Source organism: Pseudomonas sp. CH61, from assembly GCF_059429415.1.
In genome coordinates this window covers 6586343-6600738 of record NZ_CM182098.1, presented here as the reverse complement: position 1 = coordinate 6600738, position 14396 = coordinate 6586343, and the positions used below count along the sequence as shown (strand labels likewise).

Below are 14396 nucleotides of genomic sequence, written 5' to 3'. Positions count from 1 at the left end.
ACCTATTTTCATAATTCTGTCACATCGGTCAAAAAACCCCGAAAACACGAAGGCCGACCCCAAGGGGTCGGCCTTCGTTGCATCGCCCTTCTACTTACAAGCTAGGGAAGGCGAACTGCGAAGCCTCATGGCTGGCACGCTGCGGCCAGCGCTGAGTGATCGCCTTGCGACGGGTGTAGAAGCGCACACCATCCGGACCATAAGCGTGCAGGTCGCCGAACAGCGAGCGCTTCCAGCCGCCGAAGCTGTGGTAAGCCACCGGTACCGGCAGCGGCACGTTAACGCCAACCATGCCGACTTCGATCTCGTCGCAGAACAGACGCGCGGCTTCACCGTCACGGGTGAAGATGCAGGTGCCGTTGCCGTATTCGTGATCATTGATCAGTTGCATCGCCTCTTCCAGGCTATTCACGCGAACAATGCAGAGGACCGGACCGAAGATCTCTTCTTTATAGATGCGCATTTCCGGGGTGACGTTGTCGAACAGGCAGCCGCCGAGGAAGAAGCCTTCTTCGTGACCGGCCACGCTGAAACCACGACCGTCGACCACCAGGGTCGCGCCCGCTGCCACGCCGTCATCCACGTAACCGCTGACCTTGTCGCGCGCCTGACCGGTTACCAGTGGCCCCATATCCAGACCGCACGAAGTGCCGGCACCGATTTTCAGCGCCTGAATCTGTGGAACCAGTTTGGCCACCAGCGCATCTGCCACTTGATCGCCAACACACACGGCAACCGAGATCGCCATGCAGCGCTCACCGCACGAACCGTAGGCCGCGCCCATCAGTGCGCTGACCGCATTGTCCAGATCGGCATCCGGCATCAGCACCGCGTGGTTCTTCGCGCCGCCCAGCGCCTGAACGCGTTTGCCGCGCTTGGTGCCTTCGGCGTAAATGTATTCTGCAATCGGCGTCGAACCAACGAAGCTCAGCGCTTTGACTTCCGGCGCTTCGATCAAGGCGTCTACCGCAGTCTTGTCACCGTGCACCACGCTCATCACGCCTTTCGGCAGACCGGCTTCCAGCAGCAGTTGAGCGATCAGCAGTGTCGAACTTGGATCGCGCTCGGACGGTTTGAGGATGAAGCAGTTGCCGCAGACGATCGCCAACGGGTACATCCACAGCGGCACCATGGCCGGGAAGTTGAACGGGGTGATCCCGGCAACGATGCCCAGCGGCTGAAAGTCCGACCATGCGTCGATGTTCGGGCCGACGTTGCGGCTGTACTCGCCCTTGAGGATTTCTGGCGCTGCGCAAGCGAACTCGACGTTCTCGATACCGCGCTTCAATTCACCGGCGGCGTCTTCCAGAGTCTTGCCGTGTTCTTCGCTGATCAATTGCGAGATGCGCGCTTCGTTCTGCTCCAGCAGTTGCTTGAAGCGGAACATCACCTGCGCACGTTTGGCCGGTGGCGTGTTGCGCCAGGCCGGGAACGCAGCCTTGGCGGCATCGATGGCTTTCTGGATGGTTGCCTGGCTGGCCAGTGGCAGCTTGTGGATAGCCTGACCGGTGGACGGGTTGAACACATCTACCGCGCGACCGTTCTCGGTCACCAGTTCGCCGTTGATCAAATGCGGGATAACGCTCATCGAAAACTCCTGAATTCTTGTGCGCAGACGCCCGCAAGAGGCGCCTGCTATTTGCATAGCTATATAGAAGGAAAAATCAGTCGAGCTTGTTCAGCACTTCGCCGACCGCGTCGAACAGACGATCGAGGTCTTGCGGCTTGCTGTTGAAGGTTGGGCCGAACTGCAGGGTGTCGCCGCCGAAGCGCACGTAGAACCCGGCTTTCCACAGGGCCATACCCGCCTCGAACGGACGCACGATGGCGTCGCCGTCACGACCGGCAATCTGGATCGCACCGGCCAGGCCGAAGTTACGGATGTCGATAACGTTCTTCGAGCCTTTCAGACCATGCAGCGCGTTTTCAAAATGCGGTGCGACTTCAGCGACGCTCTGCACCAGGTTTTCCTTTTGCAGCAGGTCTAGTGCTGCAAGACCTGCGGCGCAAGCTACCGGGTGCGCCGAGTAGGTGTAGCCGTGCGGGAATTCCACGGCGTATTCCGGGGTCGGCTGGTTCATGAAGGTCTGGTAGATCTCGGAGCTGGCAATCACTGCGCCCATCGGGATCGCGCCGTTGGTGACTTGCTTGGCGATGCACATCAGGTCCGGAGTAACGCCAAAGGTGTCGGCACCGAACATGTTGCCGGTACGGCCGAAACCGGTGATCACTTCGTCGAACACCAGCAGGATGCTGTGCTGATCGCAGATCTCGCGCAGACGCTTCAGATAACCCTGCGGCGGTACCAGTACGCCAGCGGAACCGGCCATAGGTTCTACGAATACGGCGGCAATGTTCGAAGCATCGTGCAACTCGATCAGCTTCAGCAGCTCATCGGCCAGTGCAATACCGCCCTGCTCCGGCATGCCACGGGAAAATGCGTTGCTGGCCAGCAGCGTGTGCGGCAGGTGATCGACGTCCATCATCGCCTGACCGAACAGCTTGCGGTTGCCGTTGACGCCGCCAAGGCTGGTGCCGGCGATGTTCACGCCGTGGTAACCACGGGCACGGCCGATCATTTTGGTCTTGGTCGACTGGCCTTTCAGGCGCCAGTAGGCACGGACCATTTTCACTGCGGTGTCGGCGCACTCGGAACCCGAGTCAGTGAAGAACACGTGATTGAGGTTGCCCGGGGTCAGCTCGGTGATTTTCTCGGCCAACTGGAACGACAACGGGTGGCCGTACTGGAAGCCCGGCGAGTAATCGAGGGTGCCCAACTGTTTGGAGACCGCTTCCTGAATTTCCTTGCGGGTATGGCCAGCGCCACAAGTCCACAGGCCAGACAGCGAGTCATATACCTTGCGGCCCTTGTCGTCGATCAGCCAGCTGCCTTCGGCGCCAACGATCAGACGCGGGTCGCGCTGAAAGTTGCGGTTGGCGGTGTACGGCATCCAGTGCGCGTCCAGCTTCAGTTGGCTGGCCAGTGGCGACGGCGCGTTTTCAGGCATGTTCATCGGGCAAAACCTCGCAGGGCATAAGCGTCAGGGAGATAAAAAGCGTTGTTGCAGCTAAATTGCCACGGCGATAAAGTCGGTGAAATTCAACTCTTCTAACCTTCAGTTAGAACTTTGCTAAACAATGAGAACAATAAGATGAGCAGCCGCCGCCCCGATCCGCTGGCCCAGGTCAGTGACTTTGATATTCGCCTACTGCGGATTTTTCGCAGCGTGGTGGAATGCGGCGGCTTCTCGGCAGCGGAAACCGTGCTCGGCATCGGTCGTTCGGCGATCAGCCAACAGATGAGCGACCTGGAGCAGCGCCTCGGTTTGCGTCTGTGCCAGCGTGGTCGCGCCGGGTTTTCGCTGACCGAAGAAGGTCGCGAGGTGTATCAATCGGCGCTGCAACTGTTAAGTGCGCTGGAAAGTTTCCGCACCGAGGTCAACGGTCTGCACCAGCATTTGCGCGGTGAGCTGATCATCGGCCTGACCGACAACCTCGTCACCCTGCCCCACATGCGTATCACCCACGCCCTCGCCCAGTTGAAGGAGCGCGGACCGGATGTGCAGATCCAGATCCGCATGATTGCGCCGAATGAAGTCGAGCAAGGCGTGCTTGATGGGCGGCTGCATGTTGGCGTGGTGCCGCAGGCCAGTGCACTGTCGGGACTGGAATATCAGCCGCTGTACAGCGAGCGTTCACTGCTTTATTGCGCGGTGGGACATCCGTTGTTTTATGTCGATGACAAACAGCTCGATGACGAACGCTTAAACAGTCAGGACGCGATTGCGCCGACGTTTCGGTTACCGGCGGAGATTCAGGCGCATTACCAGGCGCTCAATTGCACAGCGAGTGCTTCCGATCGGGAAGGCATGGCGTTTTTGATTTTGACCGGGCGTTATATTGGGTATTTGCCGGATCATTACGCCAGTCTTTGGGTGCAGCAGGGGCGTTTGCGTGCTTTGAAAGCAGGAACGCGGTTCTACGATTTGAGTCTGGCATCGGTCACGCGCAAGGGGCGGCGCCCTCATTTGGTGCTGGAAAGCTTTCTGGAGAGTCTGGCGGCGACGCGTTGATAAATCCCGCAGGCCCAGCAGCGTTGGGCCTCAACGACGGAACCATCGAATAACCTGAGCAAGTGGACAGCTTTTTGCAAAGCAGGATCAACCTCGATCCTTCAACAAGAAGCCCTAAGCCATGCAGCCAGATTCCGCACCGTCCAGCGACCTGATCTACGGCCTCAACGACCGCCCCAAACCACTCGCCGCGACACTCGCGGCACTACAACACGTGCTCGCCAGTTTCGTCGGCATCATCACCCCGCCGCTGGTGATTGGCTCGGCGCTCGGGTTGACCGCCTATTTGCCTTACTTGATCAGCATGGCGTTGATGGTTTCGGGCGTCGGCACCTTCATTCAGGCCCGGCGGCCGTTCGGCATCGGCGCGGGGATGATCTGTTTGCAAGGCACCAGTTTCGCCTTTCTCGGCGCGGTGCTGTCGGCGGGGTTTCTGGTCAAGCAACGTGGCGGCAGCCCGGAAGACATTCTGGCGATGATTTTCGGTGTGTGCTTTTTCGGCGCAATCGTGCAGATCGTTCTCAGCCGCTTCATCGGTCAACTGCGTCGAGTCGTTACGCCGCTGGTGACCGGGATCGTCATCACCCTGATCGGCATCAGCCTGATCAAGGTCGGCATCACTGATCTCGGAGGTGGCTTCAATGCGCCGGACTTCGGTGCGCCGGGCAATCTGGCGCTGGGCGTGTTTGTGTTGCTGACGATCATTCTGCTCAACCGCTCGAACACGCCATGGGTGCGTTTGTCGGCAATCATCATCGGTTTGCTGCTCGGCAGCCTGGCCGCGTGGTTCAGTGGGAAACTGCTGCCGCAGCCATTGCCTGACTTGCCGCTGGTGAGCTTTCCTACGCCGTTCAAGTTTGGCTTCAGCTTCGACTGGACGGCTTTCCTGCCGGTCGCGCTGATTTATCTGATCAGCACCATCGAAACCGTCGGCGACCTCACCGCCAATTGCATGCTCGCTCGCCAACCGATCAGCGGCCCTTCTTATATAAGCCGCTTGCGCGGTGGCGTACTCGGCGATGGCGTGAGCTGCATGATCGCCGCGACCTTCAGCGCCTTCCCCAACACCACGTTTGCGCAGAACAACGGCGTGATCCAGTTGACCGGCGTCGCCAGCCGTTACGTCGGGCTGTACATCGGCGCGATCCTGTTTTGTCTGGGTATGTTTCCAATGATCGGCGCGGTGCTGCAACAGATTCCGAAACCGGTGCTCGGCGGCGCGACCCTGGTGATGTTCGGCGCGGTGGCCGCTGCCGGCGTGCGCATCCTCGCGCAGTCGCCACTGGATCGACGCAGCATGTTGATCATCGCCACATCGTTCGGCGTCGGCCTGGGCATTGCCGCGCAACCGAACCTGCTGCACCTGCTGCCAAAACTGGTGCAGAACCTGTTCGATTCGGCGATCACCAGCGGCGGCCTGACCGCAATCGTCCTGTGCCTGCTGCTGCCGGAGTCGAAAACCGAGGCCGCTGAAGCGCACGCATCGCTGAACAAGATCGAACAGGCATAACGGTTTTATCGCGCAAAGACTTGTCGGATGCCTGTGGGTGCGCTATCAACGCACTTGGTTGCACCCACAGACAAACCCGGAAGTGCCTATGACCTTTGAAGTCCCAGCCCATGGCGGCAAACCCGCCAGCCGCATTCGTCAGAAGAACGAAGAGACCATCCTCAAAGCCGCCGAAGACGAGTTCGCCCGTCACGGGTACAAAGGCACCAGCATGAACACCATCGCCCAGAATGCCGGGTTGCCCAAGGCGAACCTGCATTACTACTTCACCAACAAACTCGGTTTGTACGTGGCGGTGCTGAGCAACATCATCGAGCTGTGGGACAGCACCTTCAACACGCTAACGGCCGAGGACGATCCGGCCGAAGCGCTGACCCGCTACATCCGCGCCAAGATGGAATTCTCCCGCCGCCAGCCGCAAGCCTCGCGAATCTTCGCGATGGAAGTGATCAGCGGCGGCGAATGCCTGAGCGAATATTTCAATCAGGATTACCGCGCCTGGTTCACTGGCCGCGCAGCGGTGTTTCAGGCGTGGATCGATGCCGGCAAAATGGACCCGGTGGATCCGGTGCACCTGATCTTCCTGTTGTGGGGCAGCACTCAGCATTACGCGGATTTCGCCACGCAGATCTGTCGCGTCAGCGGTCGCAGCAAGCTGACCAAGCAGGACATGGAAGACGCCGGCAACAACCTGATCCGCATCATTCTCAAAGGCTGCGGCCTCACTCCTTCTCTATAAGACGTTTATGCCTTTCACCCTCAGCGGTTTTTGCGAGTACCGCGAAGAGATTCGCAAAAGCCGCTTTATCACTTTCGCCGCACCGATCGGCAGCCCTGCCGAGGCACAGGCTTTTTTCGAACAACACAGCGATCTCAACGCCTCGCACAATTGCTGGGCGTGGAAGCTCGGCGATCAATACCGTAGCAATGATGACGGCGAACCGGGCGGCACGGCGGGTCGGCCGATTCTCGCGGCGATTGAAGCGCAGGATTGTGATCAGGTCGCGGTGCTGGTGATTCGTTGGTATGGCGGCATTCAACTTGGCACGGGTGGTTTGGCCCGAGCGTATGGCGGTGGGGCGAACAAATGTTTACAGACGGCGGCGAAGATTGAGTTGATCAGTCGGGTGCCGTTGAGTTGTGCGTGCGGGTTTGCCGAGTTGGCGTTGGTGAAGTTGCGGGTTGCCGATCTGGGTGGGTTGGTGGTGGAGGAGAACTTTACCGCCAATGGCGTTGAGTTGAAGTTGGCGGTGGGTGAGGCGCAGATCGAGTTGTTACAAAACCAGTTGGCAGATTTGAGCCGTGGGCGGATTTTGCTTCAACGATAAAAGATCGCAGCGTTCCGCAGCTCCTACACTTGAAATGCGTTCCCCTGTAGGAGCTGCCGAAGGCTGCGATCTTTTGGGGCGACCCCGAATTTCCTTATTCCACAGAGTTGCCCACATCGGCTGTGCACCCGACTGTGGATAACCTGAGTACATTTCGCTGTAACCCTTCTGTCACGTGGCTTTGCGCGGTTTGTTCACTTTTCGTTCAATTCACCCGACGAAACGAAATTTTCAAACAGAAACAGTCAGTTAGCGCGGTTTATCACCATTAGAAGAAAGCACCGCAGTGCTTATGCCCGGGTTTGCAGCTTGCGCACAATAACTGTGGAGCAACCTGTGGATAACCCGTTCATGGCTGGCGCAGTCGCAGGTCCCGTCTAGTCCACAAGGTTTTGCTCGTTTTTTGATCAGTTACCGACGGGCAAAACTGGCGCCCGTTCAACGGCTTTGCTCTGAATTGGTGCCGCCGTCGCGCGTGATTCGCTCCTGAATGCTCTGCGCCAAGCACCTCCACACGCGGCCCGCCCGCGTTCCTGACTCAATGGCCAGGAAATTGCTTTATCCACAGGTACAACTCCAAGCAAGTCGAGCCTGTCATGCCAATCGCTCCTCCCCTCCCGCGCCTGCAATTGCGCCATATCAGTAAACGCTATCCCGGTTGTCTGGCCAATGACGCCATCGACCTGAGCATCGCACCCGGGGAAATCCATGCCCTGCTCGGTGAAAACGGTGCGGGCAAAAGTACCTTGATGAAGATTATCTACGGCGTCACCCAGGCCGATTCGGGCGAGATGCTCTGGCAAGGTCAGCGGGTCAACATCCGCAATCCGGCACAGGCGCGGCAGTTGGGCATCGGCATGGTGTTCCAGCATTTCTCGCTGTTCGAAACCCTCAGCGTCGCGCAGAACATTGCGCTGGCGATGGGCGCTGCGGCCGGCACACCGAAACAACTGGAACCGAAAATTCGCGAAGTGTCACGCCGTTACGGCATGGCGCTGGAGCCTGAAAGACTTGTCCACAGCCTGTCGATCGGTGAGCGCCAGCGCGTGGAAATCATTCGCTGCCTGATGCAGGACATTCGCCTGTTGATTCTCGACGAACCGACTTCGGTGTTGACGCCGCAGGAGGCCGATGAGTTGTTCATCACCCTGCGTCGCCTCGCTGCCGAAGGCTGCAGCATTCTGTTTATCAGCCACAAACTCGCCGAGGTTCGGGCGTTGTGTCACAGCGCGACAGTTCTGCGCGGTGGTCGAGTGGCCGGGCATTGCCTGCCAGCGGAGTGTTCGGATCAGCAATTGGCGCAGTTGATGGTTGGCGAAGCGGCGGCGTTGATTGGCGACTATCCGAAGGTCAGCGGTGGCGCGGCGTTTTTGCAGGTGAAGGGATTGAGTTGGCACAACCCGGATCCGTTCGGCTGCTCGCTGACGGACATTGATGTGCAAGTGCGCAGCGGTGAAATCGTTGGCATCGCCGGGGTCGCGGGCAACGGTCAGGATGAATTGCTCGCCCTGCTCAGTGGCGAACAAACCTTGCCTCGGGCGCAAGCCGCGACCATTCGATTCGCCGAACAACACGTCGCTGATTTACGCCCGGATGCGCGACGCAAACTGGGCCTGGCTTTCGTCCCCGCCGAACGTCTCGGCCATGGCGCGGTGCCGGAATTGAGTCTGGCCGAAAACGCTCTGCTTACCGCGTTCCAACAAGGCTTGGTCAGCCACGGTTTGATCGAACGCGGCAAAGTCGAAGCCCTCGCCCAACAGATCATTCAGCGCTTCGGCGTGAAAACCCCGGACACGCAAACTGCCGCGCGCAGTTTGTCCGGCGGCAATCTGCAGAAATTCATCCTCGGCCGGGAAATCCTTCAGCAACCGAAACTGCTGATCGCCGCGCACCCGACCTGGGGCGTCGACGTCGGCGCTGCCGCGACCATTCACCGTGCGCTGATCGCGCTGCGCGATGCCGGCGCGGCGATTCTGGTGATTTCCGAAGATCTCGACGAACTGTTCCAGATCAGCGATCGCCTCGGCGCGTTGTGTGGCGGGCGTCTGTCGGCGCTGCACAACACCGGCGATACCCAACTCAGCGATGTCGGCGGCTGGATGGCCGGCCAGTTCGACCACGCACCTTTAGCCGCCACGGTTTAACGGAGTTATACACATGCTGCTTTCCCTCGAACCCCGTGGCCAGCAATCGCGCTTGATGCTGTGGTGCTCGCCGTTACTGGCGGCGGCGCTGACGCTCGGTTGTGGCTCGCTGTTGTTTATCGCCCTTGGCCATGAGCCGCTGCAAACCTTGCACACGCTGCTGATCGCTCCGGTCAGCGACTTGTATGGCGTCTCCGAATTGCTGGTCAAAGCGCTGCCGATTCTGCTTTGCGCGCTGGGCCTGGCAGTGGCCTATCAGGCGCGAATCTGGAACATCGGCGCCGAAGGCCAATTACTCCTCGGCGCGCTCGCCGGCAGTGCCTTGGCGGTGAACATCATCGGCATGCAAAGTCGTTGGGCGCTGGTATTTATTCTGCTCACCGGCACCCTCGCCGGCGCCGCATGGGCCGGGCTGACCGCGTGGTTGCGCACACGCTTCAACGCCAACGAAATCCTCACCAGCATCATGCTCAACTACATCGCCCTGAACCTGCTGCTGTTCTGCGTGCACGGGCCGTTGAAAGATCCCGCCGGGTTCAACTTTCCCGAATCGGCGATGTTCGGCGATGCCAGCCGTTTGCCGTTGTTGATGGAGGATGGCCGCGTGCATGCCGGGGTGTATTTCGCCCTGCTCGCACTGGTTGCGGTGTGGGTGTTGTTGCAGAAAAGCTTTGTCGGTTTTCAGATCAAAGTGCTCGGGCTGGACAAGCGTGCGGCGGGGTTTGTCGGCTTTCGCGAGAAGCGGTTGATCTGGCTGGCGCTGTTGATCAGCGGCGGCTTGGCCGGGCTGGCGGGTGTCTGCGAAGTGACCGGACCGATTGGCCAATTGGTGCCGCAGGTGTCGCCGGGTTATGGCTACGCGGCGATTACCGTGGCGTTTCTTGGGCGTCTGAATCCGATCGGGATTCTGTTTTCGAGCCTGCTGATGGCGCTGCTGTACATCGGTGGCGAGAGCGCGCAAATGACGATGAATCTGCCGCAGGCGATCACCCAGTTGTTTCAGGGAATGATGCTGTTTTTCCTGCTCGCCTGTGACGTGCTGATCCTCTATCGGCCACGCCTGAACCTGAGCTGGGTGAAGCGCACCTCGACCACTGCCGTAACCGCCGGAGCGCTGTGATGGATATCGATCTGTTGAGCAATATTTTCTACGCCATGGTGCGGTGCGGCACGCCGCTGTTGCTGGTGGCACTGGGTGAACTGATTTGCGAAAAGAGCGGCGTGCTCAATCTTGGGCAGGAAGGGATGATGCTGTTTGGCGCGGTGATCGGTTTTATCGTCGCGCTGAACAGCGGCAACCTGTGGCTGGGCGTGTTGCTGGCGATGCTTGCCGGGATGTTGCTGTCGTCACTGTTTGCGCTGGTGGCGTTGGTGTTCAACGCCAATCAGGTGGCGACCGGGTTGGCGCTAACGATTTTTGGTGTCGGGCTGTCGACCTTTGTCGGCGCGGCTTGGGTGGGTAAACCGCTGGCCGGTTTTGAGCCGTTGGCGATTCCTTGGCTGAGTGAAATCCCGCTGATCGGGCGGATGCTGTTTGCTCAGGATCTGCTGGTGTATCTGTCGTTCGCGCTGTTTGCGCTGGTGGCGTGGGTGATCATCAAAAGTCGTGTCGGGTTGATCATTCAAGCGGTCGGAGAAAATCCGGATGCGGCCAGTGCGATGGGGCTGCCGGTGTTGACCGTGCGTACCTTGGCGGTGCTGTTCGGCGGGGCGATGGCCGGGTTGGCCGGGGCTTATCTGTCGCTGGCGTACACACCGATGTGGGCGGAAAACATGACTGCCGGGCGTGGCTGGATCGCGCTGGCGCTGGTGGTGTTTGCCAGTTGGCGAGTGTGGCGGTTGTTGCTCGGGGCTTACTTGTTTGGACTCGCCAGCATCCTGCATTTGGTGGCGCAGGGGCTGGGGCTGGCGATTCCGTCGAGTTTGCTGGCGATGCTGCCGTATGTGGCGACGATTGTGGTGCTGGTGTTGTTGTCGCGGGATGCGCTGCGGACGCGGTTGTATGCGCCGGTGTCGCTTGGGCAGCCTTGGCAGGCGGGGCATTGATGCGGTGACCTTGTTGGCCCTATCGCGAGCAGGCGAAGGCCTACATTGGATCGGGTTCACAATTCCCTTGTAGGAGTGAGCCTGCTCGCGATGGCTGTTCAACAGGCAATACTTGAGCAATGCCCCACGCCAGTTCGAAGACCAGGAAAACAAGCAATATCGAACTGGCACCGTGGAGCAAGGCATACCCCTGCCAAGCCGCAAACAAAAATCTGGCCACCGCGTCATAGCGCCCATAAAGCGCCTGCGGATCACGAATCCGCAGCACCGCCCAAACACACACCACCGAACCCAACAGATTCGCCATCAACATATGCACAGGCTGAAACGCCGGCAGTTCGCCGGGTAAATTCAGCGCGGTCAAAAAACCATGCAAAGCGGCAAAACTCCAAGGCGTGGCAAACGCTGCCGTGACGATCAAGTCATACCAGGCACTGCCGCGCACCACGTTGCGATACTGCGTTGAAGTCCACATCATCCATGCTCCAGAAATTCAGGGAGCAAGCACGGTAAAGCCTGGAGTATGCTCCAGGGTCAATAGACTTTTTGAGAGCCCGTATGCGCATCGGTGAATTAGCCCAGGCCAGCGCCGTCAGCCGTGACACCCTGCGTTTCTATGAGCAACGCGGGTTGATTGCGGCGCAACGCAGTGCCAACGGTTATCGCGACTATCCGCCGGAGATGGTGCAACTGGTGCTCTACATCAAAACCGCGCAGCGCCTGGGATTTACCCTCGGCGAGATCGGCGACAGCGTTGCCGCATTGTGGAACGCGCCAGATCCGGAGAACTCCGTGGCGCAGTTGCTGCGCGACAAACTGCAATTGATCGAAACCCGCATGCGCGAACTTGATGCGCTGCGGCAGGAGTTGCAACTTCGCCTCGGTCAGGCCTGTCCATTGAATCCATGATCCTCATCCATCAAGGAAGCCCCTCATGTCTGCAAAAAACGCACTGATCATCGGCGCCTCCCGGGGCCTTGGCCTCGGTCTGGTGAAAACCCTGCTGGCCGACGGCTGGCAAGTCACCGCCACCGTGCGCAATCCTGCCAATGCCGATGCGCTCCAAGCATTAGGCAAGGTGCGGATCGAGAAGCTCGACATGGACGATCAGCAAGCGGTCATTGCTCTGAGCCAACAGCTCAAGGGTGAAACCTTCGACTTGCTGTTCGTCAACGCCGGGGTCAAAGGCCCGGCCGATCAAACCCCTGGCGGCGCGACACTGGCTGAAGTCGGTCAGTTGTTTTTCACCAACGCGGTGGCGCCGATCAATCTGGCTCAGCGTTTTGCCGGGCAGATTCGTGACGGCAGCGGTGTGCTGGCGTTCATGAGTTCCGGACTGGGCAGCGTGACCGTGCCGGACGCGCCGGAGCTGGCGCTGTATAAGGCGAGCAAGGCTGCGCTGAATTCGATGACCAACAGTTTTGTCACGCAATTGGGCGAGCAGAAGATGACCGTGCTGTCGCTGCACCCGGGTTGGGTAAAGACCGATATGGGCGGCGAGGGGGCGGACCTTGACGTGGAAACCAGCACCCGTGGGCTGGTCGATCAGGTGAATGCGTATACCGGCAAGGGCGGGCATCACTTCATCAACTACAAGGGTGAAACGATCCCCTGGTAAACACTGAAGATCCCAATGTGGGAGCGAGCCTGCTCGCGAATGCGGTGTGTCAGACAATGAATGTATCGACTGATACGACGCCTTCGCGAGCAGGCTCGCTCCCACAAGGGTTGTGTGGTGAATGGTCGGGTTGGGCTTGCCCGCTGCAACAATTTGTTTGAAACTGCGCACCTCGTCCCCGCGGCGACCCTGGATCAGCAGACAGGGCATCACTGAGCTGGCAACCCTGAACCCCATTTTCAGAGGAGCCGGCAACATGCCCGCGACCCGTACCTGGTTAAAAAATCCCCTCGCCATTTTCACCTCCAACGAGCTCGATGCCCGTGGCGGTCTTGTCGTGCAAGACGGTGTCATCGTCGAAGTCCTCGCCGCTGGCCAGCAGCCGTCGGCGCCGTGCAATGCAGTGTTCGATGCCCGCGAGCATGTGATCCTGCCGGGCCTGATCAACACCCACCACCACTTCTATCAAACCCTCACCCGCGCCTGGGCCCCAGTGGTCAATCAGCCGTTGTTCCCTTGGTTGAAAACCCTGTACCCGGTGTGGGCGCGCCTGACACCGGAAAAACTCGCCCTCGCCACCAAAGTGGCTTTGGCCGAATTGCTGCTGTCCGGCTGCACCACCGCTGCCGACCACCACTACCTGTTCCCCGACGGTCTGGAAAACGCCATCGACGTGCAAGTCGAAAGCGTCCGTGAACTGGGCATGCGCGCCATGCTCACTCGCGGTTCGATGAGCCTCGGCGAGAAGGACGGCGGCCTGCCGCCGCAGCAGACCGTGCAAGAAGGTCAGGTGATTCTCGACGACAGTCAGCGCCTGATTCACGAGTACCACGAACGTGGCGACGGCGCGCAGATCCAGATCGCCCTGGCGCCGTGCTCGCCGTTCTCGGTGACCCCGGAAATCATGTCCGCGAGTGCTGATCTGGCGAACAAGCTCGACGTGCGTCTACACACCCACTTGGCCGAAACCCTCGATGAAGAAGATTTCTGCCTGCAGCGTTTCGGCCTGCGCACTGTCGATTATCTCGACAGCGTCGGCTGGCTCGGCCCGCGCACTTGGCTGGCCCACGGCATCCATTTCAACCCCGACGAAATCGCTCGTCTCGGCGAGGCGGGCACCGGTATCTGCCATTGCCCGAGCTCGAACATGCGTCTGGCTTCCGGCATTTGCCCGAGTATCGATCTGACTGACGCCGGTGCGCTGTTTGGTCTGGGCGTCGATGGTTCGGCGTCCAACGATGCGTCGAACATGATTCTCGAAGCGCGTCAGGCGCTGTACATCCAGCGTCTGCGTTACGGCGCCGAGAAGATTACGCCGGAACGCGTGCTGGGCTGGGCGACCAAGGGTTCGGCGAGCTTGTTGGGCCGTACCGATATTGGTGAGATTGCCGTGGGCAAGCAGGCGGATCTGGCGTTGTTCAAGCTTGATGAGCTGCGTTTCTCGGGCAGCCATGATCCGATTTCGGCGTTGCTATTGTGCGGCGCGGATCGTGCGGATCGGGTGATGATTGGTGGTAAGTGGCGCGTGGTCGATGGCCAAGTCGAAGGCCTGGATCTGAAAGGCCTGATCGCCGATCACAGCCAGGCGGCTCGCCAGTTGATCGCCGGTACCTGATACACCGCCGTTCAAAACTGTGGGAGCGAGCCTGCTCGCGAAGAGGGAGTGTCAGACAACAT

The 14396-nt window shown here is 59.7% G+C and carries 13 protein-coding genes; 10 read left to right on the top strand and 3 right to left on the bottom strand.

The annotated features are described in order from the left end of the window. Nucleotides 1-94: 94 nt before the first annotated feature. Both AC5SEM_RS29595 and aptA read right to left on the bottom strand, forming a co-directional pair. Complete coding sequence (locus tag AC5SEM_RS29595) at nucleotides 95-1588, bottom strand: CoA-acylating methylmalonate-semialdehyde dehydrogenase (RefSeq protein ID WP_038360740.1); 1494 nt, start codon at nucleotides 1586-1588, stop codon at nucleotides 95-97. A 76-nt stretch (nucleotides 1589-1664) separates the two neighbouring features. Then, complete coding sequence (aptA, locus tag AC5SEM_RS29590) at nucleotides 1665-3014, bottom strand: omega-aminotransferase AptA (RefSeq protein ID WP_116033320.1); 1350 nt, start codon at nucleotides 3012-3014, stop codon at nucleotides 1665-1667. Nucleotides 3015-3152: 138 nt separating this feature from the next. Between aptA and AC5SEM_RS29585 the strand changes: the two genes are divergently transcribed. The 7 genes from AC5SEM_RS29585 (at nucleotide 3153) to AC5SEM_RS29555 (ending at nucleotide 11101) form a co-directional block, all read left to right on the top strand. Continuing rightward, complete coding sequence (locus tag AC5SEM_RS29585) at nucleotides 3153-4073, top strand: LysR family transcriptional regulator (protein WP_102901587.1); 921 nt, start codon at nucleotides 3153-3155, stop codon at nucleotides 4071-4073. 121 nt (nucleotides 4074-4194) lie between these two features. After that, a complete protein-coding gene (locus AC5SEM_RS29580) occupies nucleotides 4195-5583 on the top strand; it encodes a uracil-xanthine permease family protein (protein WP_495471882.1) in 1389 nt (462 codons plus the stop codon). Between the two features lie 88 nt (nucleotides 5584-5671). Further along, the gene (locus AC5SEM_RS29575) at nucleotides 5672-6322 is read left to right on the top strand and encodes a TetR/AcrR family transcriptional regulator (protein WP_077570884.1); all 651 of its coding nucleotides are present in this window, start codon (nucleotides 5672-5674) and stop codon (nucleotides 6320-6322) included. A gap of 7 nt (nucleotides 6323-6329) precedes the next feature. Then, on the top strand, nucleotides 6330-6911 hold the full coding sequence (locus AC5SEM_RS29570; RefSeq protein WP_495471881.1) for an IMPACT family protein: 582 nt from the start codon (nucleotides 6330-6332) through the stop codon (nucleotides 6909-6911). Between the two features lie 596 nt (nucleotides 6912-7507). Next, on the top strand, nucleotides 7508-9055 hold the full coding sequence (locus AC5SEM_RS29565; RefSeq protein WP_495471880.1) for an ABC transporter ATP-binding protein: 1548 nt from the start codon (nucleotides 7508-7510) through the stop codon (nucleotides 9053-9055). Between the two features lie 13 nt (nucleotides 9056-9068). Further along, on the top strand, nucleotides 9069-10175 hold the full coding sequence (locus AC5SEM_RS29560; RefSeq protein ID WP_495471879.1) for an ABC transporter permease: 1107 nt from the start codon (nucleotides 9069-9071) through the stop codon (nucleotides 10173-10175). Beyond that, nucleotides 10175-11101 (top strand): ABC transporter permease, encoded by a 927-nt coding sequence (locus AC5SEM_RS29555; protein ID WP_077570879.1) that lies wholly within the window; start codon nucleotides 10175-10177, stop codon nucleotides 11099-11101. The genes AC5SEM_RS29560 and AC5SEM_RS29555 overlap by 1 nt, the downstream gene beginning before the upstream one ends. 40 nt (nucleotides 11102-11141) lie before the next feature. Here AC5SEM_RS29555 and AC5SEM_RS29550 read toward each other — a convergent pair whose 3' ends face one another. After that, complete coding sequence (locus AC5SEM_RS29550; RefSeq protein ID WP_495471878.1) at nucleotides 11142-11576, bottom strand: hypothetical protein; 435 nt, start codon at nucleotides 11574-11576, stop codon at nucleotides 11142-11144. Between the two features lie 83 nt (nucleotides 11577-11659). Between AC5SEM_RS29550 and AC5SEM_RS29545 the strand changes: the two genes are divergently transcribed. From AC5SEM_RS29545 to AC5SEM_RS29535, 3 genes are all read left to right on the top strand, one after another. Continuing rightward, a complete protein-coding gene (locus tag AC5SEM_RS29545) occupies nucleotides 11660-12010 on the top strand; it encodes a MerR family transcriptional regulator (protein ID WP_495471877.1) in 351 nt (116 codons plus the stop codon). A 25-nt stretch (nucleotides 12011-12035) separates the two neighbouring features. Then, a complete protein-coding gene (locus AC5SEM_RS29540) occupies nucleotides 12036-12719 on the top strand; it encodes an SDR family oxidoreductase (RefSeq protein WP_077570874.1) in 684 nt (227 codons plus the stop codon). Between the two features lie 256 nt (nucleotides 12720-12975). Beyond that, a complete protein-coding gene (locus tag AC5SEM_RS29535; protein ID WP_495471876.1) occupies nucleotides 12976-14334 on the top strand; it encodes an 8-oxoguanine deaminase in 1359 nt (452 codons plus the stop codon). The last annotated feature ends 62 nt before the right edge of the window (nucleotides 14335-14396 follow it).